The organism is Azonexus hydrophilus DSM 23864, assembly GCF_000429605.1.
GTDB lineage: Bacteria > Pseudomonadota > Gammaproteobacteria > Burkholderiales > Rhodocyclaceae > Azonexus > Azonexus hydrophilus.
Map to the genome: position 1 here is coordinate 173,837 of NZ_AUCE01000011.1, position 22,099 is coordinate 195,935.

General features: G+C 63.6%; 25 protein-coding genes, 1 other RNA gene and 1 riboswitch. Of the genes, 10 read left to right on the forward strand and 16 right to left on the reverse strand.

Annotated elements, in window-relative coordinates:
• Positions 1-6 precede the first annotated feature (6 nt).
• Positions 7-2,157 (reverse strand): methylmalonyl-CoA mutase, encoded by a 2,151-nt coding sequence (gene scpA / locus G471_RS0101380; protein WP_028993732.1) that lies wholly within the window; start codon positions 2,155-2,157, stop codon positions 7-9.
• A 161-nt stretch (positions 2,158-2,318) separates the two neighbouring features.
• On the opposite strand from scpA, the gene G471_RS0101385 reads away from it, so the two are divergent.
• Positions 2,319-2,990, forward strand: coding sequence for a GntR family transcriptional regulator (locus G471_RS0101385; RefSeq protein WP_028993733.1), 672 nt, complete (start codon positions 2,319-2,321; stop codon positions 2,988-2,990).
• Between the two features lie 76 nt (positions 2,991-3,066).
• Here G471_RS0101385 and G471_RS0101390 read toward each other — a convergent pair whose 3' ends face one another.
• Complete coding sequence (locus G471_RS0101390; protein ID WP_028993734.1) at positions 3,067-4,728, reverse strand: cation acetate symporter; 1,662 nt, start codon at positions 4,726-4,728, stop codon at positions 3,067-3,069.
• Positions 4,728-5,048, reverse strand: coding sequence for a DUF485 domain-containing protein (locus G471_RS0101395; protein ID WP_245580480.1), 321 nt, complete (start codon positions 5,046-5,048; stop codon positions 4,728-4,730). The genes G471_RS0101390 and G471_RS0101395 overlap by 1 nt, the downstream gene beginning before the upstream one ends.
• Positions 5,049-5,172: 124 nt before the next feature.
• Between G471_RS0101395 and G471_RS0101400 the strand changes: the two genes are divergently transcribed.
• Positions 5,173-5,952, forward strand: a complete 780-nt coding sequence (locus G471_RS0101400; protein WP_028993736.1) for an enoyl-CoA hydratase/isomerase family protein — start codon at positions 5,173-5,175, stop codon at positions 5,950-5,952.
• Here the strand turns inward: G471_RS0101400 and G471_RS0101405 are convergent, their stop codons facing one another.
• From G471_RS0101405 to G471_RS0101415, 4 genes are all read right to left on the reverse strand, one after another.
• Positions 5,953-6,759: a sulfite exporter TauE/SafE family protein gene (locus G471_RS0101405; protein ID WP_028993737.1), complete on the reverse strand. Its 807-nt coding sequence runs from the start codon at positions 6,757-6,759 to the stop codon at positions 5,953-5,955.
• 50 nt (positions 6,760-6,809) lie between these two features.
• Positions 6,810-6,989: non-coding RNA, 6S RNA (gene ssrS / locus G471_RS18555), on the reverse strand.
• 24 nt (positions 6,990-7,013) lie between these two features.
• Positions 7,014-7,340, reverse strand: coding sequence for a cell division protein ZapA (locus tag G471_RS0101410; RefSeq protein WP_028993738.1), 327 nt, complete (start codon positions 7,338-7,340; stop codon positions 7,014-7,016).
• Position 7,341: 1 nt separating this feature from the next.
• Positions 7,342-7,539 (reverse strand): hypothetical protein, encoded by a 198-nt coding sequence (locus G471_RS0101415; RefSeq protein WP_028993739.1) that lies wholly within the window; start codon positions 7,537-7,539, stop codon positions 7,342-7,344.
• A 114-nt stretch (positions 7,540-7,653) separates the two neighbouring features.
• Positions 7,654-7,859, forward strand: a riboswitch (cobalamin riboswitch).
• Positions 7,860-7,964: 105 nt separating this feature from the next.
• Between G471_RS0101415 and G471_RS0101420 the strand changes: the two genes are divergently transcribed.
• From G471_RS0101420 to cobO, 4 genes are read left to right on the forward strand one after another with little or no spacing between them, the layout of a single operon-like run.
• The gene (locus G471_RS0101420) at positions 7,965-9,800 is read left to right on the forward strand and encodes a TonB-dependent receptor domain-containing protein (RefSeq protein ID WP_028993740.1); all 1,836 of its coding nucleotides are present in this window, start codon (positions 7,965-7,967) and stop codon (positions 9,798-9,800) included.
• A gap of 3 nt (positions 9,801-9,803) precedes the next feature.
• A complete protein-coding gene (locus G471_RS0101425; RefSeq protein WP_028993741.1) occupies positions 9,804-10,781 on the forward strand; it encodes a FecCD family ABC transporter permease in 978 nt (325 codons plus the stop codon).
• Positions 10,778-11,551, forward strand: a complete 774-nt coding sequence (locus G471_RS0101430) for an ABC transporter ATP-binding protein (RefSeq protein WP_028993742.1) — start codon at positions 10,778-10,780, stop codon at positions 11,549-11,551. The genes G471_RS0101425 and G471_RS0101430 overlap by 4 nt, the downstream gene beginning before the upstream one ends.
• A 5-nt stretch (positions 11,552-11,556) precedes the next feature.
• Entirely contained in the window at positions 11,557-12,147 is a 591-nt protein-coding gene (cobO, locus tag G471_RS0101435) for a cob(I)yrinic acid a,c-diamide adenosyltransferase (protein WP_028993743.1), read from the forward strand.
• A 28-nt stretch (positions 12,148-12,175) separates the two neighbouring features.
• Here cobO and G471_RS0101440 read toward each other — a convergent pair whose 3' ends face one another.
• From G471_RS0101440 to G471_RS0101450, 3 genes are read right to left on the reverse strand one after another with little or no spacing between them, the layout of a single operon-like run.
• Positions 12,176-12,817, reverse strand: coding sequence for a hypothetical protein (locus tag G471_RS0101440; RefSeq protein WP_028993744.1), 642 nt, complete (start codon positions 12,815-12,817; stop codon positions 12,176-12,178).
• Entirely contained in the window at positions 12,814-13,794 is a 981-nt protein-coding gene (locus G471_RS0101445; RefSeq protein WP_028993745.1) for a 2-dehydropantoate 2-reductase, read from the reverse strand. Before G471_RS0101445 ends, G471_RS0101440 begins: the two co-directional genes overlap by 4 nt.
• A complete protein-coding gene (locus G471_RS0101450; protein WP_028993746.1) occupies positions 13,791-14,324 on the reverse strand; it encodes an Mpo1 family 2-hydroxy fatty acid dioxygenase in 534 nt (177 codons plus the stop codon). Before G471_RS0101450 ends, G471_RS0101445 begins: the two co-directional genes overlap by 4 nt.
• 68 nt (positions 14,325-14,392) lie before the next feature.
• Between G471_RS0101450 and G471_RS0101455 the strand changes: the two genes are divergently transcribed.
• The 3 genes from G471_RS0101455 (at position 14,393) to G471_RS0101465 (ending at position 17,433) form a co-directional block, all read left to right on the forward strand.
• Positions 14,393-15,073, forward strand: coding sequence for a Crp/Fnr family transcriptional regulator (locus tag G471_RS0101455; protein WP_211226362.1), 681 nt, complete (start codon positions 14,393-14,395; stop codon positions 15,071-15,073).
• 97 nt (positions 15,074-15,170) lie between these two features.
• Complete coding sequence (locus G471_RS0101460; RefSeq protein ID WP_028993748.1) at positions 15,171-16,451, forward strand: cobyrinic acid a,c-diamide synthase CobB; 1,281 nt, start codon at positions 15,171-15,173, stop codon at positions 16,449-16,451.
• A 100-nt stretch (positions 16,452-16,551) separates the two neighbouring features.
• Positions 16,552-17,433 (forward strand): Tim44 domain-containing protein, encoded by an 882-nt coding sequence (locus tag G471_RS0101465; protein WP_028993749.1) that lies wholly within the window; start codon positions 16,552-16,554, stop codon positions 17,431-17,433.
• 79 nt (positions 17,434-17,512) lie between these two features.
• Here G471_RS0101465 and G471_RS0101475 read toward each other — a convergent pair whose 3' ends face one another.
• From G471_RS0101475 to G471_RS0101490, 4 genes are all read right to left on the reverse strand, one after another.
• A complete protein-coding gene (locus G471_RS0101475) occupies positions 17,513-18,178 on the reverse strand; it encodes a DsbA family oxidoreductase (RefSeq protein ID WP_028993750.1) in 666 nt (221 codons plus the stop codon).
• Between the two features lie 88 nt (positions 18,179-18,266).
• A complete protein-coding gene (locus tag G471_RS0101480; protein ID WP_028993751.1) occupies positions 18,267-18,632 on the reverse strand; it encodes a hypothetical protein in 366 nt (121 codons plus the stop codon).
• 3 nt (positions 18,633-18,635) lie between these two features.
• On the reverse strand, positions 18,636-19,001 hold the full coding sequence (locus G471_RS0101485; protein WP_028993752.1) for a YajD family HNH nuclease: 366 nt from the start codon (positions 18,999-19,001) through the stop codon (positions 18,636-18,638).
• Between the two features lie 12 nt (positions 19,002-19,013).
• Entirely contained in the window at positions 19,014-20,024 is a 1,011-nt protein-coding gene (locus G471_RS0101490; protein WP_028993753.1) for an MBL fold metallo-hydrolase, read from the reverse strand.
• A gap of 71 nt (positions 20,025-20,095) precedes the next feature.
• Between G471_RS0101490 and G471_RS0101495 the strand changes: the two genes are divergently transcribed.
• On the forward strand, positions 20,096-20,314 hold the full coding sequence (locus G471_RS0101495; protein WP_028993754.1) for a hypothetical protein: 219 nt from the start codon (positions 20,096-20,098) through the stop codon (positions 20,312-20,314).
• Here G471_RS0101495 and G471_RS0101500 read toward each other — a convergent pair.
• Positions 20,311-21,414: a YeeE/YedE family protein gene (locus tag G471_RS0101500; protein WP_028993755.1), complete on the reverse strand. Its 1,104-nt coding sequence runs from the start codon at positions 21,412-21,414 to the stop codon at positions 20,311-20,313. The genes G471_RS0101495 and G471_RS0101500 overlap by 4 nt on opposite strands.
• 1 nt (position 21,415) lies before the next feature.
• Positions 21,416-22,093: a 7-cyano-7-deazaguanine synthase QueC gene (queC, locus tag G471_RS0101505; RefSeq protein WP_028993756.1), complete on the reverse strand. Its 678-nt coding sequence runs from the start codon at positions 22,091-22,093 to the stop codon at positions 21,416-21,418.
• Positions 22,094-22,099: the final 6 nt, after the last annotated feature.

Genomic DNA, 22,099 nt, shown 5'->3' on the forward strand with positions numbered 1-22,099 from the left:
CCGGCCTTAGCCGCGCGCCTTGCGGATTTCTTCGAGCACGCGCTTGGCCGAATCCTCGATCCGGGTGCCCGGGCCGAAGATCGCCTTGGCGCCGGCCGCGTACAGCGCATCGTAGTCCTGCGCCGGAATCACGCCGCCGGCGAAGACGATGATGTCGTCGGCGCCCTGGGCTTTCAGCGACTGGATGATCTGCGGCACCAGCGTCTTGTGGCCGGCGGCCAGCGAGGAGCAGCCGATGGCATGGACGTCGTTCTCGATGGCCTGGCGGGCAGCTTCTTCCGGCGTCTGGAAGAGCGGGCCCATGTCGATGTCGAAGCCGAGGTCAGCGTAGGCCGTGGCGACGACCTTGGCGCCACGGTCGTGGCCGTCCTGGCCGAGCTTGGCGATCATGATGCGCGGGCGACGGCCTTCTTCTTCGGCGAACTTGGCGACATCGGCCTTGATTTCTTCCCAGCTTTCCATACCTTCGACAACGCCTCCGTAAACTCCGGAAATGGTCTGGTTATTGGCGCGGAAACGGCCGAAAACCTTTTCCAGCGCATCCGACACTTCGCCGACCGTGGCGCGCAGGCGGATCGCCTTGACGGTCAGGTCGAGCAGGTTGCCTTCTCCGCTTTCAGCGGCTTTCGTCAGCGCGTCGAGCGCAGCATTGACGGCGGCGCTGTCACGGCTGGCGCGAATGCTCTTGAGGCGGGCAATCTGCGCTTCGCGGACGGCGTGGTTGTCGATATCGAGGATGTCGATCGCGTCTTCCTTGGCCAGCTTGTACTTGTTGACGCCGACGATCACGTCCTTGCCCGAGTCGATGCGCGCCTGCTTGTCGGCGGCGCAGGTCTCGACCTGCATCTTGGCCCAGCCGGATTCGACGGCTTTGGTCATGCCGCCCATCGCCTCGATTTCCTGGATGATGCCCCAGGCCTTGTCAGCCATGTCCTGGGTCAGCTTTTCCATCATGTAGGAACCGGCCCACGGATCGATGACGTTGGTGATGTGCGTCTCTTCCTGGATGATCAACTGCGTGTTGCGGGCGATGCGCGCCGAGAACTCGGTCGGCAGCGCGATCGCTTCGTCGAGCGCGTTGGTGTGCAGCGACTGGGTGCCGCCGAAGACCGCCGCCATCGCTTCGATGGTGGTGCGGACGACGTTGTTGTACGGGTCCTGCTCGGTCAGCGACCAGCCGGAAGTCTGGCTGTGCGTGCGCAGCATCATCGACTTCGGGCTCTTGGCCTCGAACTTGGTCATGATGCGGTGCCACAGCAGACGGGCGGCGCGCATCTTGGCGATTTCCAGGTAGAAATTCATGCCGACGGCCCAGAAGAAGGACAGGCGGCCGGCGAAGGTGTCGACATCCATGCCCGAGGCGATGCCGGTGCGCACGTATTCCATGCCGTCAGCCAGCGTGAAGGCCAGCTCGATGGCCTGGTTGGCGCCGGCTTCCTGGATGTGATACCCGGAAATCGAGATCGAGTTGAACTTCGGCATGTGCTGCGCGGTGTAGCCGAAGATGTCGGCGATGATCTTCATCGACGGCTTGGGCGGATAGATGTAGGTGTTCCGCACCATGAATTCTTTGAGGATGTCGTTCTGGATCGTGCCGGACAGCTTGTCCTGGCTGACACCCTGCTCTTCGGCGGCAACGATGTAGCCGGCGAGGATGGGCAGCACGGCGCCGTTCATCGTCATCGACACCGAGACCTTGTCGAGCGGAATGCCGTCGAACAGGATCTTCATGTCCTCGACCGAGTCGATCGCCACGCCGGCCTTGCCGACGTCACCGGTGACGCGGACGTTATCCGAGTCGTAGCCGCGGTGCGTGGCTAGGTCGAAGGCCACCGACACCCCCTGACCGCCAGCAGCCAACGCCTTGCGGTAGAAGGCGTTGGAGGCTTCGGCCGTGGAGAAGCCGGCGTACTGGCGGATGGTCCACGGCTTGACCGCATACATGGTCGGCTGCGGGCCGCGCAGGAAGGGCGCGACGCCCGGCAGGGTGTCGGCGAATTCGAGGCTCTCGACATCCTTCTTCGTGTACAAGGCCTTGACCGCAAGGCCTTCGGGGGTATTCCACACCAGGTTGTTGACGTCACCACCCGGGGACTGCTTGGCCGCAGCCTTTTCCCAGACATCCAGGTTATTGGAATCAAAGAACTTTTCAGACATGAAACACCTCTCGCCGATTCGATTTTTTCGGGCCGATGATGCAGAATTCAAAATTCTACGCTTTCGCACCCGGCTTGACATGGTCAGCCCTACATAATACTGTATCCATAATTATGGAAGCAAGTCGGCAACGCACCGAGCTTGCCCACCGAGACCACACCATCACCATGAATCGCATTGCACCCACCGCGCTTTACCAGGAAGTCGCCGAACGACTGCGGCAACGCATCTTCGCGCACGAACTGACACCCGGCATGTGGATCGATGAGCAGAAGCTCGCCGAACAATATGGCATTTCACGCACCCCGCTACGCGAGGCACTGAAAGTCCTGGCCTCGGAAGGGCTGGTCGAGCTCAAGCCGCGCCGCGGCTGCTACGTCACGGAAATTTCCCGCCGCGACCTCGACGACATCTTCCCCCTGATGGCCATGCTTGAAGGCCGCTGTGCCTTCGAGGCCGTGAAGCGGGCCAAGACCGCCGATCTGGCGGCACTCAAGGCGATTCACGAAAAGCTGGAGTCGGCTGCTCGCGACGGTCGCATCGACGCCTTTTTCGAAGCCAACCAGGAATTTCACAAGAAAATCCAGGAATTGTCCGGCAACCGCTGGCTGCTCTCGGTCATCCAGGACCTGCGCAAGGTGCTGAAACTGTCGCGCCTGCACTCGCTGTCGCTGGAAGGTCGCCTGCAGCAGTCGCTCGACGAGCACCGGGCCATCCTGGCCAGCATGCTCTCCGGCGACGCCGCCAAGGCCGAGCGCGAAATGCACGATCACCTGCTGTCCGGCCGCGAAGCGCTGGCGCGCATGGATGCGCAGAACCTGAAAAGCGCTTGACCTGAAAAACACCTGATACAAAAACAAAACCCCCTGACGAGGCAACTCGTCAGGGGGTTTCTACTTTCAGTACCGCTTAGTGGTTGGATGCAGAGGCTGCACCGAAACCGGTCTGGGCACGCACATACTGGTCGCCGAAGGCTTCCTTCTCGGCCTGCGCGCGAACGCTGGCGTCGCTCGTCGAACCGATCCAGGCCAGCAGGAAGGCGATCGGCATGGCGAACAGGGCCGGCTGGGTGTAGGGGAACAGCGGGGCGGCATTGCCCAGCACGTCGACCCACACCGACTTCGAGAAGAGCACGAACAGCACGGCGGAAACCAGACCGCCGTAACCGCCCCACAGCGCGCCGCGGGTGGTCAGGCCCTTCCAGTACATCGACAGGATCAGCACCGGGAAGTTGGCAGCTGCGGCAACACCGAAGGCCAGGCCGACCATGAAGGCGATGTTCTGCTTTTCAAAGGCGATGCCGAGAACGATGGCAACGAAGCCGAGGCAGATCGTGGCGATCTTGGAAACGCGGATTTCAGCCGCTTCCGAAGCCGTACCCTTCTTGATCACGCGGGCGTAGATGTCGTGCGAGATCGCCGAAGCACCAGCCAGCGCCAGACCCGAAACGACGGCCAGGATGGTGGCGAAGGCCACGGCAGCCAGGAAGCCGAGCAGCATGTCGCCGCCGACCGCCTTGGCCAGGTGCATGGCAACCATGTTGCCGCCACCGATCAGCTTCTTGCCGATTTCGCCGCCTTCGAAGAAATCCGGGTTCTGGCCGACGATGATGATCGCGGTCAGACCCATCAGGAAGATGACGTTGAAGAAGTAAGCCACGAAACCGGAAGCGTAGAGCACCGACTTGCGGGCTTCCTTGGCGTCGGTCACGGTGAAGAAACGCATCAGGATGTGCGGCAGGCCGGCAGTACCGAACATCAGGCCGAGACCCAGCGAGATGGCGGTAATCGGATCGGCGAGCAGGCTGCCCGGATGCATCAGCTTCTCACCCAGCTTGTGCACCGACATCGCCTGGTCCATCACATTGGTAAAGGAGAAGTTGAAGTAGGACATCGCCAGGAACATGACCAGCGTACCGCCGGACAGCAGCATGACGGCCTTGATGATCTGCACCCAGGTCGTCGCGACCATGCCACCGAACGTGACGTAAACCATCATCAGGATGCCGACGGCGAAGATGGCGACGTTGTAGTCCAGACCGAAGAGCAGCTTGATCAGCTGACCGGCACCGACCATCTGGGCGATCAGGTAGAAGCAGACGACGGTCAGCGAGGAGATCGCGGCCATCGTGCGCACCTTGCCCTGGTCGAGGCGATAGGCAGTGATGTCGGAGAAGGTGAACTTGCCCAGGTTGCGCAGGCGTTCAGCCATCAGGAACAGGATGATCGGCCAGCCGGCGAAGAAGCACAGCATGTAGATGTAGCCGTCGTAACCCTGCATGTAGACCATGGCGGTCAGACCGAGCAGCGTGGCGGCCGACATGTAGTCACCGGCAATCGCCAGACCGTTCTGGAAACCGGTGATACCGCCGCCGGCCGTGTAGAAGTCCGACGTCGACTTGGTGCGGCTGGCCGCCCAGTAGGTGATGCCCATGGTCAGCGTCACGAAGATGCAGAACATGATGATGGCGTGCCAGTTGGTCGCCTGCTTTTCGGTCGCACCAACCGCGTCGGCGGCGATGGCGAGGGTGCACAGGCTCAGCAGCCCGAGTGCGGAAACGATCTTGCGCATTACTTGTTCTCCTTCCAGGCTTCACGAACGATCTCTTGCGAGAGCGCGTCGAACTCGGTGTTGGCCTTGCGGACATAAACGGCCGTCAGCACCCAGAAGAAGATAAACATGAAAAGTTCGGCGACCAGGCCGACGGTCCAGCGGGACCCTTCGGCAATCGGCTGGCCCAGCGATTCGGGCGCGAAGGCCACGACCATCACGAAGCCGTAGAACATGGTCAGGACGATGGCTGCCAAGGTCCAGGCGAAACGTCCCCTCTTGGCGACCAGCTCACGGAATTTGGGATTTTCCCGCATCCGCTCATACATAACGCTGCTCATTCTGTTCTCCTTATTAATTAATAATTACCGATGTAAATCGGCCGCAGCATTGTATCTTATATAAGACTTAACAACCTGACGGCATGTAAGACTTTTGCACTAAATGCCGCAAAAACGGAGAACCATGATGGGCAAGATCAATCGGACAAACGAAGGGGAAATCGCCACCCTGACCCTGGACAATCCGGGGAAACTCAACGCCATCGACTTGTCGATGTGGCAGACGCTGAGCCAGTACATGCGCGAGCTGGCCGCCGATCCGGGCATCCGCTGCGTGGTCATCCGCGGTGCCGGCAACGAGGCCTTCGCCGCCGGCGGCGACCTGGAAGAGTTCGTCACCGCCCGGGCAACGCTGGCACAGGCGCTCCACTACCACGGCGAGGTTGCCGCCGCCCTGAATGCCATTGCCGACTGCCCGCATCCGACCGTGGCCCTGATCCAGGGCGCCTGCATCGGCGGCGGCCTGGAAATCGCCGGCGCCTGCGACCTGCGCATCGCCGGCGAAAGCGCGCGCTTCGGCGCACCGATCAACAAGCTCGGCTTCTCGATGTACCCGGGCGAAATGGAAGGCCTGCTGCGTCTTGCCGGGCCGGCGGTGGTCAAGGAAATCCTGCTCGAGGGCCGCATCCTGAACGCCCGCGAAGCCTATGAAAAAGGCCTGCTGACGCGCGTCGTTGCCGACCCGCAGGTCATCGACGAAGCCTATGCCACGGCCCGCCGCATCGGCCACGGCGCCCCGCTGGTCGCGGCCTGGCACAAGCAATGGATCCACCGCCTGCTCGACGGCCGCCCGCTGAGCGACGAAGAAAAAGCCGCGTCCTTCGCCTTCCTTGACACCGAGGACTATCGGGAAGGGCTGGCGGCTTTCCTGGAAAAGCGCAAACCGGTGTTCAAGGCGCGCTGATCAGCTGCCGAAAACGGTGTGCAGCATCTTCGCCGAGAGCAGGATCAGCACACCGGCAAAGACCTTCTTCAGGGTTGCCACCGGCAACCGATGCGCCAGACGGGCGCCGAGCGGCGCAGTGAAGGTCGACACGGCGCTGACCAGCACCAGTGCCGGCAGATAGACGTAACCGATGGACCAGTCGGGCAGGCCGCTGCTGCCCCAGCCGTTGATCAGGTAACCGAGCGCCCCGGCCAGCGCAATCGGCAAGCCGATCGCCGCCGAAGTACCGATGGCGTGCTGCATCTTGACGTTGCACCAGGTCATGAACGGCACCGACAGCGAGCCGCCGCCGATCGCCACCAGCGCCGAGACCAGCCCGATGCCGCCACCGACGCCGACCATGCCAGCCTGACCGGGCAGTTCCCGGGTCGGCTTGGGTTTGACGTTGAGGATCATCTGTAGCGACACATAGGCCATGAAGCAGCCGAAGAAGATCGCCAGCGGCGCGCTATCCACACGCGAGGCGATGAAAGTGCCGCCGAAAGTGCCGAGCAGCACACCCGGCGTGATGCCGCGCACGATGTCCCAGCGCACCGCGCCATGGGCATGATGCGCACGCAGACTGGAAATCGAGGTCATCACGATGGCTGCCATCGACGTTCCCAGCGCGACATGAACCAGATGCTCGCGGGGAAAGCCTTGCGCAGCGAACAGCGTGGTCAATACGGGGACCATGATGCCGCCGCCGCCCACACCGAGTAGACCGGCAAAAAACCCGACAAACGCGCCCAACAGCAGATAGGCCAGCAGCCACTCGATTTCCATCACCACCCTGCAAATGAAAACAGGTGGCAGAAGCTGCCACCTGTTTGGTAAAAGTCCCCGCGAGTGCCGTCAGGCCGGCATCCTGAACCTGGGTTCAGAGTGGCTGCTTTCCTTCCGCATCAGGCACATTCGACGAAGAACGCGCACAACAGCGAAGTCTTGGTCCGCAACCGATGCCAATCAGCATTGGTTCAAGGAATATATGGCCTTAACAAACACCGCAGGGAACACTCGGCGGGCAATCCCGCAGCGACTCAGAGGTCCAGTTGCTGCTGGGGTGCCAGCACGGCATCGAGCCGTGCTCCCATGTCTTCGATTCTACGCTTCGTGTCGGTCGACGCAAGCGCTTCTTCGGCAGCCTCGCCAGCCGGCGCTGCCAGGCGTTCGTGGGCGATGTTCAGCGCGGCCATCACCGCCACGCGTTCGGCAATGGTGCTCTTGGTCTTCTGGGCGATTTCGCGCATCTTGTTGTCGACCAGATCGACCGCCGCCAGCAGCGCATCGCGCTCCTCCGGCCGGCAGGCAACGCGGTATTCGCGGCCCATGATCTTGACGTCGAGGAAATTCTGCTCGGCACTCATCTCAGGCATCCTCGGGCAGCTTGTCCATCAGGCCTTCCAGCCGCTCGCGGGCAGCCGTCATCGTCGAGCGCAAGTGCAGACGCTCGGCCTCGGCCGTGGCTATCTGGTTCTTCAGGACCTCGTTCTCGGCACGCAACTGGTGCACCAGGGCGACGACCTGATCGATCTTGGCTTCGAGCGCTTCGAATTCGCTATTCATGGCGCGCACTATAGAGGGACAAATGCTGCCCGGTCAAGGACTAAGCAGCTATTTTCAAAGTGTTTTATCGGCTGTCGACGCCATTGGCATTCGCATCTCCCGGCCAGGCGCGCTAGAATGCGCGCCGTGTCAGGTGCTGCGCGCGGTTTTCACCAAGCGCAGTTAAACGGGAAAGCGGTGCGTCTCCAACGAGACCAAGCCGCTGCTGCCCCCGCAACGGTAAGCAAGTGCGGGCGTATCACGAAGCCACTGGGGAAACCTGGGAAGGCGATACGTCAAGACTTGTGAGCCCGGATACCGGCCTTGCACACCTAGCGGAAGTACCACGGGGTGGTGGTGCCGGTTCCTGACCAGCCCTCTCCCCTGCGCACTTCCTTGTCAATGCATTCCGGCATGCGGGGACGCCTGCCGGAAAGGGGAAATCCATGAACTCACGTTTGAAGCCGCTGGCGGTATTGTTACCGCTCGCTTTTTGCCAACCACTGCAGGCCACGGAGCAGCTTGCCAGCCTCGACACCATGGTGGTCACCGCGACACGCCAGCCGATGCGGGTCAGCGAAGTGTTGACCGATGTCAGCGTGATCGAGCGCAACGAGATTGAAGCCGCCGGCCACACCAATCTCGAACAGATCCTGGCTGCCCAGCCGGGCATACAGATCGTTGCCAACGGCAGCTGGGGCGCCGAATCATCGCTGCTCATCCGAGGCACTAACGGCAAACACGCCCTGCTTCTTGTCGATGGCATGCGAATGGGCTCGGCAACTAACGGGAACGTTTCCTGGTCTCGCATTCCCGTTGCGCAGATTGAACGCATCGAGATCATCCGCGGTCCAGCCTCCGCAATGTACGGCAGTGACGCCATCGGCGGCGTGGTCCAGATCTTCACCCGACGCAGCGAAGAAACCTTTCATTTCTCCGCCGAAGCCGGTGCCGGTAACTACGGTACGCAAAATGGCAGTGTGAGCATGTCTGGCAAACAGAATGGCTGGAACTATGGCGCAACCGTGTCTCACGAGAGCACCAAGGGCTTCAACAGTCGCCCCTGGACAACTACAGCCAACCCGGACAAGGATGGTTTTCACAACCTCGCGGCATCGGCGCGTCTGGGTTATACCTTCGCTCCGGGCCATGAAGTGCTGCTGTCGGCACTTCATGCGGACGGAATGAGCCGTTATGACGGCAGTGGCGCTACCAACGACTGGGTGAGCAAGACCCGGAACGGCAACGGCTCCTTGGTATTGAAAAACAAGATCAACCCGAACTGGAACAGCACACTCACATTCGGGCGCAGCAACGATTATTCCGACAACCTGCGTAACGGTTTGTTCGATAGCCGGTTCAACACCGATCAGAATCTGTATTCGTGGCAACACGACCTGAATACTCGCTGGGGCAATCTTCTGGTCGGACTGGAAAGCACGCGACAATCCATCACGACGTCGGACAAGTACGCGGAAAAAACACGCCAAAACGATTCCGTTCAACTGGGCTGGAACCGCGGCTTTGGCCAACATCGCCTGCAGGGAAGCATTCGCCATGATGACGACTCGCTTTTCGGTGACAAGACCACCGGCTCCCTTGCTTATGGCTATCGTCTAACGCCCAATTGGCGAGCCAGTGCCAGTATTGGCACGGCGTTCAAAGCGCCTACGTTCAACGATCTCTATTACCCCCTGAAAAACGGCAACATCGGGAACCCGGACGTACGTCCAGAATCAGCAGTAAACCGCGAAATAACGATTCACCATGAAGCCGGAAATCACGCTCTGTCACTGACCTGGTATCTCAACCACATCAAGGACATGATCTCCTGGACCCAGGTCGGCGCAGTCACCACCCCGACCAATATCGACACCGCCAGAATTGAAGGCGCCACTTTGAACTGGCAAGGCAGACTGCGCGGCTTCGATCTGGCCTTCAATTACGACTGGCTAGACGCAAAAGACCAGAAGAACAGCAGGCAATTGCCCAGGCGCGCCCGGCATTCGGCCAACGCTTCAGCTGGGCAGGAGATTGGTCCATGGAACTGGCGAACCGAATTCCAGTTCACTGGCAAACGTCATGAGTATCCGTCCACCGGCCCGAAAGTGGATATGGGCAGCTATACACTGGTCAACCTCTACGCCGCCTACCGCTTTGCCCCGGCCTGGAGCGTATTTGCCCGCGTCAACAACCTCTTTGACCGGGACTATATACTCGTCAACACCTACGCCACCCCGGGGCGCAACGCCTTCATCGGCATCCGCTACAGTCCGAAATAATCCATGCCCACCCGCCGCCGTGCCTTCCTGATTCTCTCCGCGCTCAGCCTGCTGGCGCTGGCGAGTTTCGCCTTGGCCCTGTCGGCGGGCAGCCTCAAGGTGCCGCTGCCCGACATCGTCGCCGCGTTGTTCGGGCACGGCGACGGGGCGGCTGACATGGTCGTGCAATTGCGCCTGCCACGAGCACTCGCCGGCTTCGCCTGCGGCGGCTTGCTGGCGCTGGCCGGGGCGCTGATGCAGGTGCTGCTGCGCAATCCGCTGGCCGATCCTTACGTGCTCGGTATCTCGGGCGGGGCCGGCGTCGGCGCCATGTTCGGCATCCTGATCGGGCTGCCGCTGCTGGCTATCGACGGACTCGCCTTTGCCGGCGCGCTCGGTGCCATGTTCCTGGTCTTCGGACTGGCGCATGGCGACGGTAGCTGGACGCAGACCCGCCTGCTGCTCACCGGCGTCATCGTCGCCGCCGGTTGCGGCGCGCTGATCGCGCTGATGCTGTCGATTGCCGACGAAGGCAAGCTGCACGGCATGCTGTTCTGGCTGATGGGCGATCTCGGCCAGACCTTCACCTGGTGGCCGGCAGCACTGGCGCTGGTGGTCGCACTGGCCTGCGCCATGCCGTTTGCCCGCGAACTCAACCTGCTGTCGCGCGGCCTGATGCAGGCCCAGGCACTGGGCGTGGCGGTCGGGCGGCTGCGCTACACCGTCTATCTGCTGGCTTCGGTGGCCACCGCCGCTTCGGTGACCACCGCCGGCTCGATCGGCTTCGTCGGCCTGGTCGTCCCGCACCTGGTCCGGCTCGCCACCGGCAACGACCAACGCCTGCTGCTGCCAGCCACCGTACTCGCCGGCGGCTCGCTGCTGGTGCTGGCCGACACCGCCGCCCGCACAGTCATCGCGCCAATGCAACTGCCGGTCGGCGTGCTGACCGCGCTGATCGGCGTGCCGGTTTTCCTGTTCCTGCTGTCAAGGCAGCCGAAATGAGCGCCCCCTTGCTCGAAGCCCGCCAGCTCAGCGTCGAAATCGGCGGCAAGACCGTCGTCGACTGCCTCAACCTCAGCCTGCAGCCGGGCGAACGGCTGGCCATCCTCGGCCGCAACGGGGCCGGCAAGTCGACATTGTTGTCCACGCTGGCCGGCCTGCGCCCACCGCAGGCCGGAGCCGTGCTGCTCGACGGCGAGGACTGCGCCTTGCTGCCGCCGCGCCAGGCGGCACTGCGCCGGGCCTGGCTCGGTCAGTTCCAGAACGATCCGTTCGGCTCGACCGTGCTCGAAACCGCGCTCACCGGCCGTCATCCCCATCTCGGCCGTTGGGACTGGGAATCGACGCGCGATGCCGAACTGGCGAGGGGTGCCCTGAAAGCCCTCGGCCTGGCCGGCATGGAAGCCCGCCAGGTGCACACACTGTCCGGCGGTGAACGCCAGCGCCTGTCCATCGCCACCCTGCTGACCCAGGCGGCGACGCTCTACCTGCTCGACGAACCCTTGTCGCACCTCGACCTCAACCACCAGATGGCCGTCCTCGAACTGTTCGCCGGCACCGCCCGCGACTGCGGCGCCGCCGTCGTCATGGTCCTGCACGATCCGGCACTGGCCCACCGCTTCTGCGACCGGGCATTGCTGGTCTACGGCGACGGTCGTTGCGCACAGGGCGCAGTCGACGACATCCTGACCGCGGCAACGCTGTCCGAACTCTACGGCCACGGCCTGCGGCAGATCGAAGACCGCGGCCAGCGCTGTTTCATCCCGGAGTAAGCCTGATGACGATCAGCCACGAACAACGCATGCAGAAAAAGAAGGCCGTGATCGACGGCAAGATCGACGCCGCCCAGCAGGAACGCGGCGTGCTGGTGATCAACACCGGCAACGGCAAAGGCAAGTCGTCGGCCGCTTTTGGCGTCGTCGCCCGGGCGCTCGGCCACGGCCTCAAGGTGGGCGTCGTCCAGTTCGTCAAGGGCCGCTCGGATACCGGCGAGGAAGCCTTTTTCCGCCAGCAGCCGAACGTCGCCTGGCATGTTGGCGGCGAAGGCTTCACCTGGGAGACCCAGGACAAGGAACGCGACGCCAAGGCCGCCCAGGCTGCCTGGGACGTTGCCTGCCAGCACCTGGCCGACCCCGAGATCAGCCTGGTCGTCCTCGACGAAATGACCTACGCCTTCAAGTACGGCTGGCTCGACCTCGATGCCGTCATCGCCAAGCTGCTCTCGCGCCCGGCCATGCAGCACGTCATCGTCACCGGTCGCGCCGCACCGCAGGCACTGCGCGACGCGGCCGATACGGTCAGCGACATCGGCATGGAAAAACACGCCTTCCAGGCCGGGGTCAAGGCGATGCCGGGGCTGGAGTGGTGATTCCCCGGGACTAAGCGAGGCGTTTCGACTACGGCCGGAACGCGCCCGAATTCCGGCGGAACAGTCGGCTCAGCAAACCGATGAACACAAGTACCGCCATGGTCCAGCCGAGCACACGGGAAATCGGCAACTCACCCTCGCGCGCCGCCCCCACGAAGAAGAGGACAAAGGCCAGCAGATGCAACGCCCAGCGTTGGCAGAGCATCCAGTACGCCCTGGTCTGCCAGGTCCAGGCCAGGCAGACGTCAATCACCCACCAGACGGCGAATACGGTGTCCAGACGCGGCACGGTGACCCGGGGAGTGTTCAGGATGCGCGACCAGTCGTTGTCGAAAATGATGACCACGGCCCAGTAGAAGTGCACGGCGAACACCACCAGGGAAGCACTCCAGCTGATGCGCCACCAACGCCAGGCCTGGCGCGAGCGGTTGATGCTGGGCAACAGCGCCAGCGCTGGCGCGGCCAGCAGCAACGCGGCCCAGATGGTGAAAAAGGTCAGGTGCAGGTCCTGGCGCAAGGACTCGGCCATATCGGCGGGACCGCCGCCCGGCGGCGAGAGGGAGAACAAAGGCGTTCCCGCCGTCGATTCGGCAGCACCAAAACAGAGGGCGAGAAAAAGGCAAGCCAGCAGCAGGCTCAGACCGGCATCGCGTTGGGTCGTCGTGATCATGGTGTAGTCGTTGTTCGGGTACTCAGGGTCTGGATACGGGCGACCATGGCCTCGTTCAGTGGGGCGCGGCGACCTAGCCGCTCGGCCAGACGCACGATCTCGCCGCAGAGCACGTCGATCTCGGTCGGCCGCCCGGCAGCCAGATCATCCGCCATGCTGGAACGGGCCTGCGGATCAATACGCAGCAAGCGAGCGGCAATCAGGCGAAACAGCGGCGTCGGCAAGCACAGGATACGGATCAACAGATTCCAGGGCAGGGGCGTCAGCGCGGCCGGCTCTGCCCCGTCCAGCCGCATCAGCGCCAGCGCCTCGCGCATCAAGCCGGCAAACTGCCGGCGGTGCCCCGCGTCCAGCAATTGGGCACGTAACGGCTGACCGGAAAGCGCATTGACCGGATTGTTGAGGTTGAGCAGCAGCTTGCCCCGTTGGATCGGTTTCAGGTCGGCGTGCAGGGCCAGCGGCACACCGGCTTGGGCAAACCAATCGGCACTGCGAGCTAGCGGGGCATGCTCCTCGGCTGCCAACTGGCCATCGCTGCCACGGTGAAAACAGCCCGGGCCGATTTCGGCAATATTGAACGGCACCATGCCAGCCAGCCAATTCAGACCTGGCGCCACGGCTTGCGCCAGCGTCACGTTGTGCAGGCCATTCTGCAGCGACAGCACCGGGGTGCCTGCTGCCAGATGGCGTTCAAGCTCCTGCGCAGCCGCTTCAGTGGCACGGCTTTTGACACACAGCAACACCAGATCGGGATGACAAGCAGTGGGAACCTGCTCGTGAAGCCGCAATTGCGCCGGCGCCAGGAACTGGTTCCGACCATCGCGGTCGCTCAGGCGCAGGCCGTGCGTGCGCAAGGTCTGCAGCACAAGGGGCCGACCGACGAAATCGACCTGCGCGCCCGCATGCTGCAGGCAGCCCCCCAGGTAGCAGCCAACGCTGCCGGCGCCCATGACCAGAAAGCGTGGCGCTGGTTTCATGCCTGCCCGGTCGGACGAGGGGTCTGGCGCGCCACCGGGCCGGCTTCGGCGTCGATCTGATCGCGCAACGACTTGCCGCCCCCCAGCGCAAACCAGACTTCGGCCGTCACAAACATGGGGCCGACGAGCAGACCGCGGATGTCATCGACAAAAGCAGGCTTGCGCCCCTCCCAAACATGCCCGACGAGCTGGAATGCCCAGCCGACGACGAAGCTACCCAGGCCAACGGCCAGCCAGGGAAGCAGCGCGGCCTGAGCGAACGGCTGCGCAAACATCACCAGCAGGCCGGTCACGGCGATGGTCGCCATGGTCACCACGCTCACGCCTTGGTAGAGGTACCAGGCGGCAGCCAATGCCCAGACCGTCACGGCGCCGTTCAGGGGTAATCCGAGCAGGGAAAACTGCAGGCGCCCCAGCAGAACGCCAATGGCAAAGATGATCAGGGGGATGCCCGCGTAGTGGGTGGCAATATTGCGGGGGTCGCGGTGATAACGCGCGTAGCTCACCAGCAGGGTGGTCGAAGGGGTCATCATGGTCTCCGTGTTGTTTGTACGCAGGATGCACCACGGGCCGGCCAGAGTCTGTCAGAATTTTGACAATGCCGACGATGGACCCGTTGCCCTCCGCCCCGAAGACTTTGCAGGCCGCGCTGCAGAGCGACGACTGGTTTGCGAGTTGCCCACCGCCGTTGCAGCAGGCCTTGCTGAGCATGGCCGTTGTGCGCCGCCTGGAGGTGGGCGAAGCACTGTTCACCCGGGGCAGCCCGGCCAGCGGCATGTACTGCGTGATCGCCGGCGCCGTGCACATTGGCGCCCATGATGCCGATGGTCGGGCCGCAGTCCTTGCTCACCTGGAGCCCTACCAGTGGTTTGGGGAAATCTCGGTGATCGATGGCCAGCCACGCACCCACGACGCCATCGCCGATCTCCCCGGCGAAGTCCTGGTGATACCCGGGGCCGGACTGGAACGATGGCTGGAAACCCGTCCGCAATACTGGCGCGACATCGCCCGCCTGACCTGTCGCAAACTGCGGGTGAGCTTTGCCGTGCTCGAGGAGCTGGCGCAACTCCCCCTTGAGGAGCGCGTACTGCGGCGGTTGCGCCTGCTGGCGCAGGGCTATGGCAGTCGTGATATCGCCCGCCAGCGCATTCGTATCGGTCAGGAAGTTCTGGGGCGGATGCTGGGCATCAGCCGCCAAAGCGTCAACCAGGCGCTCAAGCAACTGGCGGCAAAAGACCTAGTCCGCCTGCACTACGGCGAAATCGAACTGCTCGATTGAGCAACCGCGATCAGGCACACCGCCGAAGGGCAGCCTGAATCTGGTCTCGCGTGCGAGAATCCCGCCGGCTATCAACACAACTGTCTGCTAATCACTGATGCCCGCCTGCCCCGCCCTGCTCATCGCCGCCCCTGCCTCCGGCCAGGGCAAGACTACCGTTACCGCCGCGCTGGCGCGGCTGCATGCGCGCCAGGGACGGCGCGTCACCGTTTTCAAATGCGGTCCGGATTTCCTCGATCCGCAGATTCATGCCTTCGCCAGCGGCCGGCCGTGCCAGAACCTCGACCTCGGCATGTGCGGCGAGGCTGATGCGCGCTGGCGGCTGGCGCGGGCGGCGGCCGAGTCGGACCTGATCCTGATTGAAGGCGTGATGGGTTTGTTCGATGGCAAACCGTCGGCGGCCGATATCGCTGAACGCTTCGGCATCCCCGTGCTGGCGCTGATCGACGCCGGCTCCATGGCCCAGACCTTCGGCGCGGTGGCTCACGGGCTGGCCACCTACCGGCCCGGCCTGCCGTTTGCCGGGGTGCTGGCCAACCGCGTTGCCGGCGCCCGCCACGCCGAGATGCTCAAGGAATGCCTGGCGCCCGGCGTGGGCTGGTTCGGCGCCTTGCCGAAAAGCGGCGACAGCCTGCCCGAACGCCACCTCGGCCTGCTCCAGGCAGCCGAGATCGACGATCTCGAAGCCCGCCTCGACCGGCTGGCCGACGCGCTGGCTGAAAGTGCCACCGTCGACCTGCCTGAACCGGTATCTTTCGGCGACGCACCACCGCCGACCGTGCCGCCGCTACTTGCCGGCCGGCGCATCGCCATCGCCCGCGACGCCGCCTACGGCTTCATCTACCCGGCCAACCTGGAAACCCTGCAGGCGCTTGGCGCCGAGCTGCGCTTCTTTTCGCCAGTCGCCGGCGATGCGCTGCCTGAGTGCGACGCTGTCTGGCTGCCCGGCGGCTACCCGGAACTGCACGCCGCCGCACTGAGCGCCAACGCCGGCCTGTGGCAGGCATTGCACGCCCACGTCGACGCCGGCAAACCGCTACTCGCCGAATGCGGCGGCATGATGAGCCTGTTCGAGGAAGTCGTCGACAAAACCGGCCAAGCCCACCGCTTCGCCGGCCTGCTGCCCGGGCGGGCGGTCATGCAGCAGCGGCTGGCAGCGCTCGACACGCAATTCGCCGAACTGCCCGAAGGCCGGCTGGCCGGCCATACCTTCCATTACTCGAAGAGCGAAACACCGCTGCCGCCACTGTGCCGCGCCGTCACTGCCGACGGCCGTGAGGGCGAGGCCATCTACCGCCGGCAACGGCTGACCGCCTCCTACGTGCATTTCTATTTCCCCGCCGATCCGGCGGTGGCAGCGGCCCTGCTGCAAGCCTGACCGTCAATTTTTTTCGAAACATACTGCAGCGACACGCTGTTTTTACTAGATGCTTCGGCTGCGTACAATCGCGGAACATCACTGTCCGAAGGAGACAAACATGAACAAGTTCATTGCAATGGCGGCAGCCGTCGTTCTCGGCTTCACGCTGAACATCAACGATGCGGAAGCCAAGCGCCTCGGGGGCGGTGGCTCGACCGGCATGCAACGCCAGGCCACGCCGCCGAGCAACAATTTCAACCAGGCCCAGCGCCAGCAACCGGCCGCAGCCCCGCAAGCCCAGCCGAAGCGTTCCTGGATGGGCCCGGTCGCCGGTCTGGCTGCCGGTCTTGGCCTGGCCGCGCTGGCCTCGCACCTCGGTTTCGGCGAAGAGCTGGCCAATTTCATGATGATCGCCCTGCTCGCCATGGTCGTCATTGGCGCCATCGCCTTCTTCATGCGCAAGAAGGCCGGCGCCCAGGCACAAGGCGGCATGCAGTACGCCGCTGCCGGCGCCAACTACGGCAGCCAGCCGGGCAATGTCACCCGTCCGGACTTCACTCCGGCCGGCGGTTCTTCTGGCTTCACGCCGGCAGCCGAAGCGCTTGAGTCGACGGGTAGCGGCAACATCCCGGCCGATTTCGACGCCGAGGGCTTCGTGCGCAACGCCAAGGTCAACTTCATCCGCCTGCAGGCCGCCAACGACGCCGGCAACCTCGACGACATCCGCGAATTCACTTCGCCGGAAATGTTCGCCGAGATCAAGATGGCCATCGCCGAGCGCAACGGCGCGACGCAGGAAACCGATGTCGTCCAGCTCGACGCCCAGGTCATCGACGTCGCCGAGGAAGCCAGCCGTTACGTCGTCAGCGTGCATTTCAGCGGCCAGATCCGCGAAGAACGCAACGGCCCGGTCGAGAACTTCTCGGAAATCTGGCACATGATGAAGCCGACCGACGGCAGCCGTGGCTGGGTGATCGCCGGTATCCAGCAAGTTCAGTAAGCGTAAAACATCACGCCAAGGCCGGCCGGGGCAACCCCGCCGGCCTTTTTGTTGCCCGTCGGCCGGTCTTCGAAGCGCTTCACCCCGCCATCGCTGCCCACGCCTGACGAATCCCATCCGCCAGCACTCGCGCTTCCTCCGCCCCCTGAATACCGGACTGGCGGGCGAAGACGAAGGTCGGTACGGAGCTGACGCCCCAGCTTCGGGATTCGCGTTCCATTTGCTGGACGGTGGCGGCGTCCTCGCCGGATTCGAGGTAGGCGAGCATGGTGGCCGGGTCGTGACCGCAGGCGGCGGCGACCCGGGCGAGGACTTCTGGGTCGCCGACGTTTTCGCCCTGTTCGAACTGGGCCTTGAACAAGCCTTCGACCAGCCCGGCGGCATCGCCTTGTTGTTGCGCCCAGTGGATCAGGCGGTGTGCCGCTAGCGTGTTGGCGCGCACCTCGATTTTCTCGAAGCGGTAGTCGATGCCGAGCGGGGCGCCAATTTCGCGGACCCGCTGCCAGATGCCTTCGACTTGCGCCCGGCTGCCGAATTTCTGCACCAGGAAGGGCAGGTAGGGTTCGCCTGCCGGCGGCGTGTCCGGGTTGAGGAAGAAGGGGCGCCAGCGGATTTCATGCCGGAAATCGGGCACCTCGGCGCGCACGATATCGATGGCGCGCGCCAGCCGGCGCTGGCCGATGAAGCACCAGGGACAGACGACATCCGAGACAACTTCGATGAGCAGGGGGTTTTCATTGTTCATGCGTTTCTCCATTCGGCAACGAAAGCTCGGACCAGCCTGTCCGTGAATTGGTGCCGTTCTTCGGCGCTCCTTGGCAGCTTAGCGTGCTTCAGTCGCTGTCGAGCAGCCGCTCGCATTCGATCATCAGCTGCTGGGCCAGTTCCGAATGATAGTTGGGGTCGAGCGCCTGCATCATTTCGTGGGCGGTGAACAGGCCGGCTTCGCGGGAGAGCGTGCTGCGCATGGCGCGCGCCATGTCGTCGCTCAGGCGGGAGAGATGGAGGCGATCTTCCTGGGCCAGACTGCGCCAGCTGCGGGCGAGCCAGTCGGCGGCGAGGGTGGCACCCTGGGCCGGGGTGAGTTCCTGGCCGTGTTCGTAGTAGCTGTCGAGACGCTGGGCGACCAGCGCGAACAGCAGGGCGATGCGGGTTCCCCGGTCGGTGCCTGCCGATACCGGGCTTTTCGGGCGCTGCATCGGCTATTGGTCTTTTTTGAGCAGTGATTTCAGCGCGGCGAAGGGCGAGTGCGTGGCCATCGAGGCGTTGTTGCGGCTGTCGGTATAGCCGCGGTCGGCCTCGATCTGCTTCTGGTGTTCGTTGTCGTGGCAGTACAGACACAACAACTCCCAGTTGCTGCCGTCGGCCGGATTGTTGTCGTGATTGTGGTCGCGGTGATGCACGGTCAGTTCGCGCAGGTTGGTGTGCGTGAATTCGCGGGCGCAGCGACCACATATCCACGGGTAAAGCTTCAGCGCCCGTTCGCGGTAGCCCTTCTCGCGTTCGTCTGCGGCCTTGCGGGCGGCGGCGACGACCTGGTCGAGGCGTTGATGATCGAGCTTTTTCATGCGTTTTCCGTTTCAGAAGGCAGCGGCTTCGGCTTCCAGGTAGGCCAGGCTGACGTACTTGCCGATGTTGCTGTCGAAGCCCTTGGTCGTGCGTGCCTGGCTGGCGACACGCGGGTCGCGCAGAACCAGTTCCTTGGCTTCTTCCATCGGCTGACCAGCCTCCACCGCCTTGACGCAGCTTTCGTAAATGCCCTCGAACAGGCTGCGATTCCAGGCCAGAACATTGGCCCCGGGTTCGCCGTGGCCGGGCAGCCAGATTTTCGACGGCGCGTTCTTTTCCAGCGCCGCGTAGGTTTTCAGCGTGCCGACGTAGGAGCCGTCGTCCATGTTGGCGATGCGACCGTTCATGGCGACATCGCCGACACAGGTCAGGCCGTCGCCGACGACCTCGACGCAGATGTCGGACGGCGTGTGCGCCTTGCCGTAGTGGTGCAGGCGGAGCACGACGTCGCCGAATTTCAGTTCCTGGCCGTGATCGACCGCGACAGTCGGCGCCACGACCTTGGTGCCCATCGTCGCCTGATTGGTCCATTGCTCCATCAGGCGCCGCCAGGTGTTGCCTTCCATGCCCTTGATCTGCTCGATGGTGCCGGCGTGGGCGTGGATCGGCATGTCGCCGTAGGCTTCGACAAAGGCCTGGTTACCCAGGAAATGGTCGCCGTGATAGTGGGTGTTGATGATCGCCACGACCGGCTTGTTCAGTTTCTGCTTCAACTGGCGGATGGCCATTTCGCCGATCTGCACCGAAGCGCCGGTGTCCACCGCAACCAGCCCCTTGGGCGTGTCGATGAAGGTCAGGTTGCACATCATCCCCTGGTTTTCCGGGGTCGGGAAACCATCGGGCGAGAAGATCATCCACACATGTTTCGACAACTGGCGCAGCGGGTGATCCTTGACCGCCGGGCCACGGACGAAATTGTCGAGATCGTTGGCAAAGGCGCTGACCGCATGCCAGGGTGCGAATTCGGCAGCACCGACGACTCCTGCAGCAGCCAGCGAACGAAGGAAGTGGCGGCGGTTCATCAGTGTCTCCTTGTTTATTAAAATAGGTGCCTATCTTCGCGCCGAACCGGCCGTTCGTCTACACTCCCGCCATGCACCGCTATCCGCTTTCCTTCCTGATTCTTACCGCCCTCGGCATCCTCTGTGCCATTCCCGGACTGGTCAGCCTGTTTGGCTTCGGCGCACTAATCCACCCGGTACTCGACGATCCGATGGCCGGGCTGGCCTTCATTGTCTCGGCGGTGGCGCTGATCGGTTCCGGCGCCTTCCCGCTGGTGATTGCCAGGCTGAAGGCCGGCGAGGACGCTTAGGCCTCGCGCATCATCCGCCAGTACTGGACCTTCATGGCCACGACCGAGCCGACCAGGATGGCCGCCAGGGTGATGAAGGAACCCAGCGCCAGCGTCGAGATGCCGGTAATGCCCTGGCCGACCGTACAGCCGAAGGCGAGCACGCCGCCAAAGCCCATCAGCGCAGCGCCGATCAGGTGGGTCGCCGTGTCTTCGACATTGGCAAAACCTTCCCAGCGGAACGAGCGGGTCGCCAGCGACCAGGCTGCCGAACCGGCGATGACACCGAACACGGCGGCAATGGCGACGGTGACCACACGGCTGCTGTCCGACCAGAGCATGAACAACTCCAGCGTGTAGGCAACCGGCGCGACGAAGGTCAGCGATTCCATGCGCCCGCTGTTCGTTCTCAGGAAAGCTTCTTCCAGCGTGTCCGGATGTTCGGCGATGTAACCGAGGTGACCGCTCACATACCAGGCGAGCACGACCAGCAGGCCGGTACCGATGCCGCCGAGCAGATTGTCCAGGGTCCAGAAGTCACGGCGCAGCAGGCAGAAGGCAGTCAGGCCGCCGCCGATGGCGATGACGGCCAGGGTGGAAGCCGTTGCCTCATCGAGACCGAAACCGGCGAGCAGCGAGGGAATGTCCTGTCCTTCCGGCATGGCAACGGCAACCGGGTCGATGTAGCTGACGCGGAAGACGCCGAAGACACCGCGCATGGTCATGTAGGCGAACAGGCCGAGGACGAGGAAGACGACCAGCGACTTGAGGTTGCCGGCGCCGATGCGGATCAGCGTCTTCGAGCCGCAGCCGGACGCCAGCACCATGCCGACGCCAAAGCTGAAACCGCCGAGGATGTAGGACAGCCAAGTCAGGCTGGTGGTCCGGTAGATCGACTTGTCGAGATCGATCAGCCCGGCACCGTGCAGTGCGCCAGCGCCGAGGATGGCGACGCCCATGGCCAGCAGCCACATGCGCATGCGGCTCCAGTCGCCCATGTTGAGGATGTCGGACACCGCACCCATGGTGCAGAAATGGGTCTTCTGGCCGATGGCGCCAAAGACGAAGGCCAGCGCGAAGGTCAGCCAGAGCACGAGGTTGGGGGAGACGTCAGCTTCCATGTCAGGTCCGGTAAGGCGTGGGGTCGGGGATGCCGGCGGCGGCGAAACCCTCGGCGCGCAAACGGCAGGAGTCACAGACAGCGCAGGCGCGCCCAAGTTCATCGGCCTGATAACAGGAAACGGTCAGGCCGTAATCGACGCCGAGTGCATGGCCGGTGCGGATGATTTCGGCCTTGGACAAATTGATCAGCGGCGCGTGGATGTGCAGTTTCTGCCCCTCGACCCCGGCCTTGGTGGCGAGGTTGGCCATGGTTTCGAAGGCGGTGATGTATTCCGGGCGGCAATCCGGGTAGCCGGAGTAATCGACGGCATTGACGCCAACGAAGATGTCGCGGCTGCCGAGCACTTCCGCCCAGGCCAGGGCCAGCGACAGCATGATGGTGTTGCGCGCCGGCACATAGGTAACCGGGATGCCGGCCTGCACACCGTCGACCGGCACGGCAATCGAGGTATCGGTGAGCGCCGAACCGCCGAACTGCGCCAGACCGAAGTTGATCACCCGATGTTCGACCGCCCCCAGCGCCTTGACGACGCGGTCGGCAGCCTGCAATTCGGCGCTGTGCCGCTGACCGTAATCGAAGGACAGGCAGTAGCAGTCGAACCCCCGATTGCGGGCAATGGCCAGGCAGGTCGCGGAATCGAGCCCGCCGGAGAGAAGAACCACGGCTTTTTCATTCATGGGGCG

Bases quoted from the DNA above. Each gene is read 5' to 3' on its own strand.
- G471_RS0101500 (WP_028993755.1), bottom strand. From the start codon at position 21,414: ATGGAAGCTGACGTCTCCCCCAACCTCGTGCTCTGGCTGACCTTCGCG.
- G471_RS0101400 (WP_028993736.1), top strand. From the start codon at position 5,173: ATGATGGGCAAGATCAATCGGACAAACGAAGGGGAAATCGCCACCCTG.
- G471_RS0101445 (WP_028993745.1), bottom strand. From the start codon at position 13,794: ATGAAACCAGCGCCACGCTTTCTGGTCATGGGCGCCGGCAGCGTTGGC.
- G471_RS0101415 (WP_028993739.1), bottom strand. From the start codon at position 7,539: ATGAATAGCGAATTCGAAGCGCTCGAAGCCAAGATCGATCAGGTCGTC.
- G471_RS0101420 (WP_028993740.1), top strand. From the start codon at position 7,965: ATGAACTCACGTTTGAAGCCGCTGGCGGTATTGTTACCGCTCGCTTTT.
- G471_RS0101430 (WP_028993742.1), top strand. From the start codon at position 10,778: ATGAGCGCCCCCTTGCTCGAAGCCCGCCAGCTCAGCGTCGAAATCGGC.
- queC (WP_028993756.1), bottom strand. From the start codon at position 22,093: ATGAATGAAAAAGCCGTGGTTCTTCTCTCCGGCGGGCTCGATTCCGCG.
- G471_RS0101485 (WP_028993752.1), bottom strand. From the start codon at position 19,001: ATGAAAAAGCTCGATCATCAACGCCTCGACCAGGTCGTCGCCGCCGCC.
- G471_RS0101455 (WP_211226362.1), top strand. From the start codon at position 14,393: ATGCCGACGATGGACCCGTTGCCCTCCGCCCCGAAGACTTTGCAGGCC.
- G471_RS0101440 (WP_028993744.1), bottom strand. From the start codon at position 12,817: ATGATCACGACGACCCAACGCGATGCCGGTCTGAGCCTGCTGCTGGCT.
- G471_RS0101495 (WP_028993754.1), top strand. From the start codon at position 20,096: ATGCACCGCTATCCGCTTTCCTTCCTGATTCTTACCGCCCTCGGCATC.
- cobO (WP_028993743.1), top strand. From the start codon at position 11,557: ATGACGATCAGCCACGAACAACGCATGCAGAAAAAGAAGGCCGTGATC.
- G471_RS0101425 (WP_028993741.1), top strand. From the start codon at position 9,804: ATGCCCACCCGCCGCCGTGCCTTCCTGATTCTCTCCGCGCTCAGCCTG.
- G471_RS0101390 (WP_028993734.1), bottom strand. From the start codon at position 4,728: ATGCGCAAGATCGTTTCCGCACTCGGGCTGCTGAGCCTGTGCACCCTC.
- G471_RS0101490 (WP_028993753.1), bottom strand. From the start codon at position 20,024: ATGAACCGCCGCCACTTCCTTCGTTCGCTGGCTGCTGCAGGAGTCGTC.
- G471_RS0101410 (WP_028993738.1), bottom strand. From the start codon at position 7,340: ATGAGTGCCGAGCAGAATTTCCTCGACGTCAAGATCATGGGCCGCGAA.
- G471_RS0101480 (WP_028993751.1), bottom strand. From the start codon at position 18,632: ATGCAGCGCCCGAAAAGCCCGGTATCGGCAGGCACCGACCGGGGAACC.
- G471_RS0101465 (WP_028993749.1), top strand. From the start codon at position 16,552: ATGAACAAGTTCATTGCAATGGCGGCAGCCGTCGTTCTCGGCTTCACG.
- G471_RS0101460 (WP_028993748.1), top strand. From the start codon at position 15,171: ATGCCCGCCTGCCCCGCCCTGCTCATCGCCGCCCCTGCCTCCGGCCAG.
- G471_RS0101450 (WP_028993746.1), bottom strand. From the start codon at position 14,324: ATGACCCCTTCGACCACCCTGCTGGTGAGCTACGCGCGTTATCACCGC.
- G471_RS0101405 (WP_028993737.1), bottom strand. From the start codon at position 6,759: ATGGAAATCGAGTGGCTGCTGGCCTATCTGCTGTTGGGCGCGTTTGTC.
- scpA (WP_028993732.1), bottom strand. From the start codon at position 2,157: ATGTCTGAAAAGTTCTTTGATTCCAATAACCTGGATGTCTGGGAAAAG.
- G471_RS0101475 (WP_028993750.1), bottom strand. From the start codon at position 18,178: ATGAACAATGAAAACCCCCTGCTCATCGAAGTTGTCTCGGATGTCGTC.
- G471_RS0101395 (WP_245580480.1), bottom strand. From the start codon at position 5,048: ATGAGCAGCGTTATGTATGAGCGGATGCGGGAAAATCCCAAATTCCGT.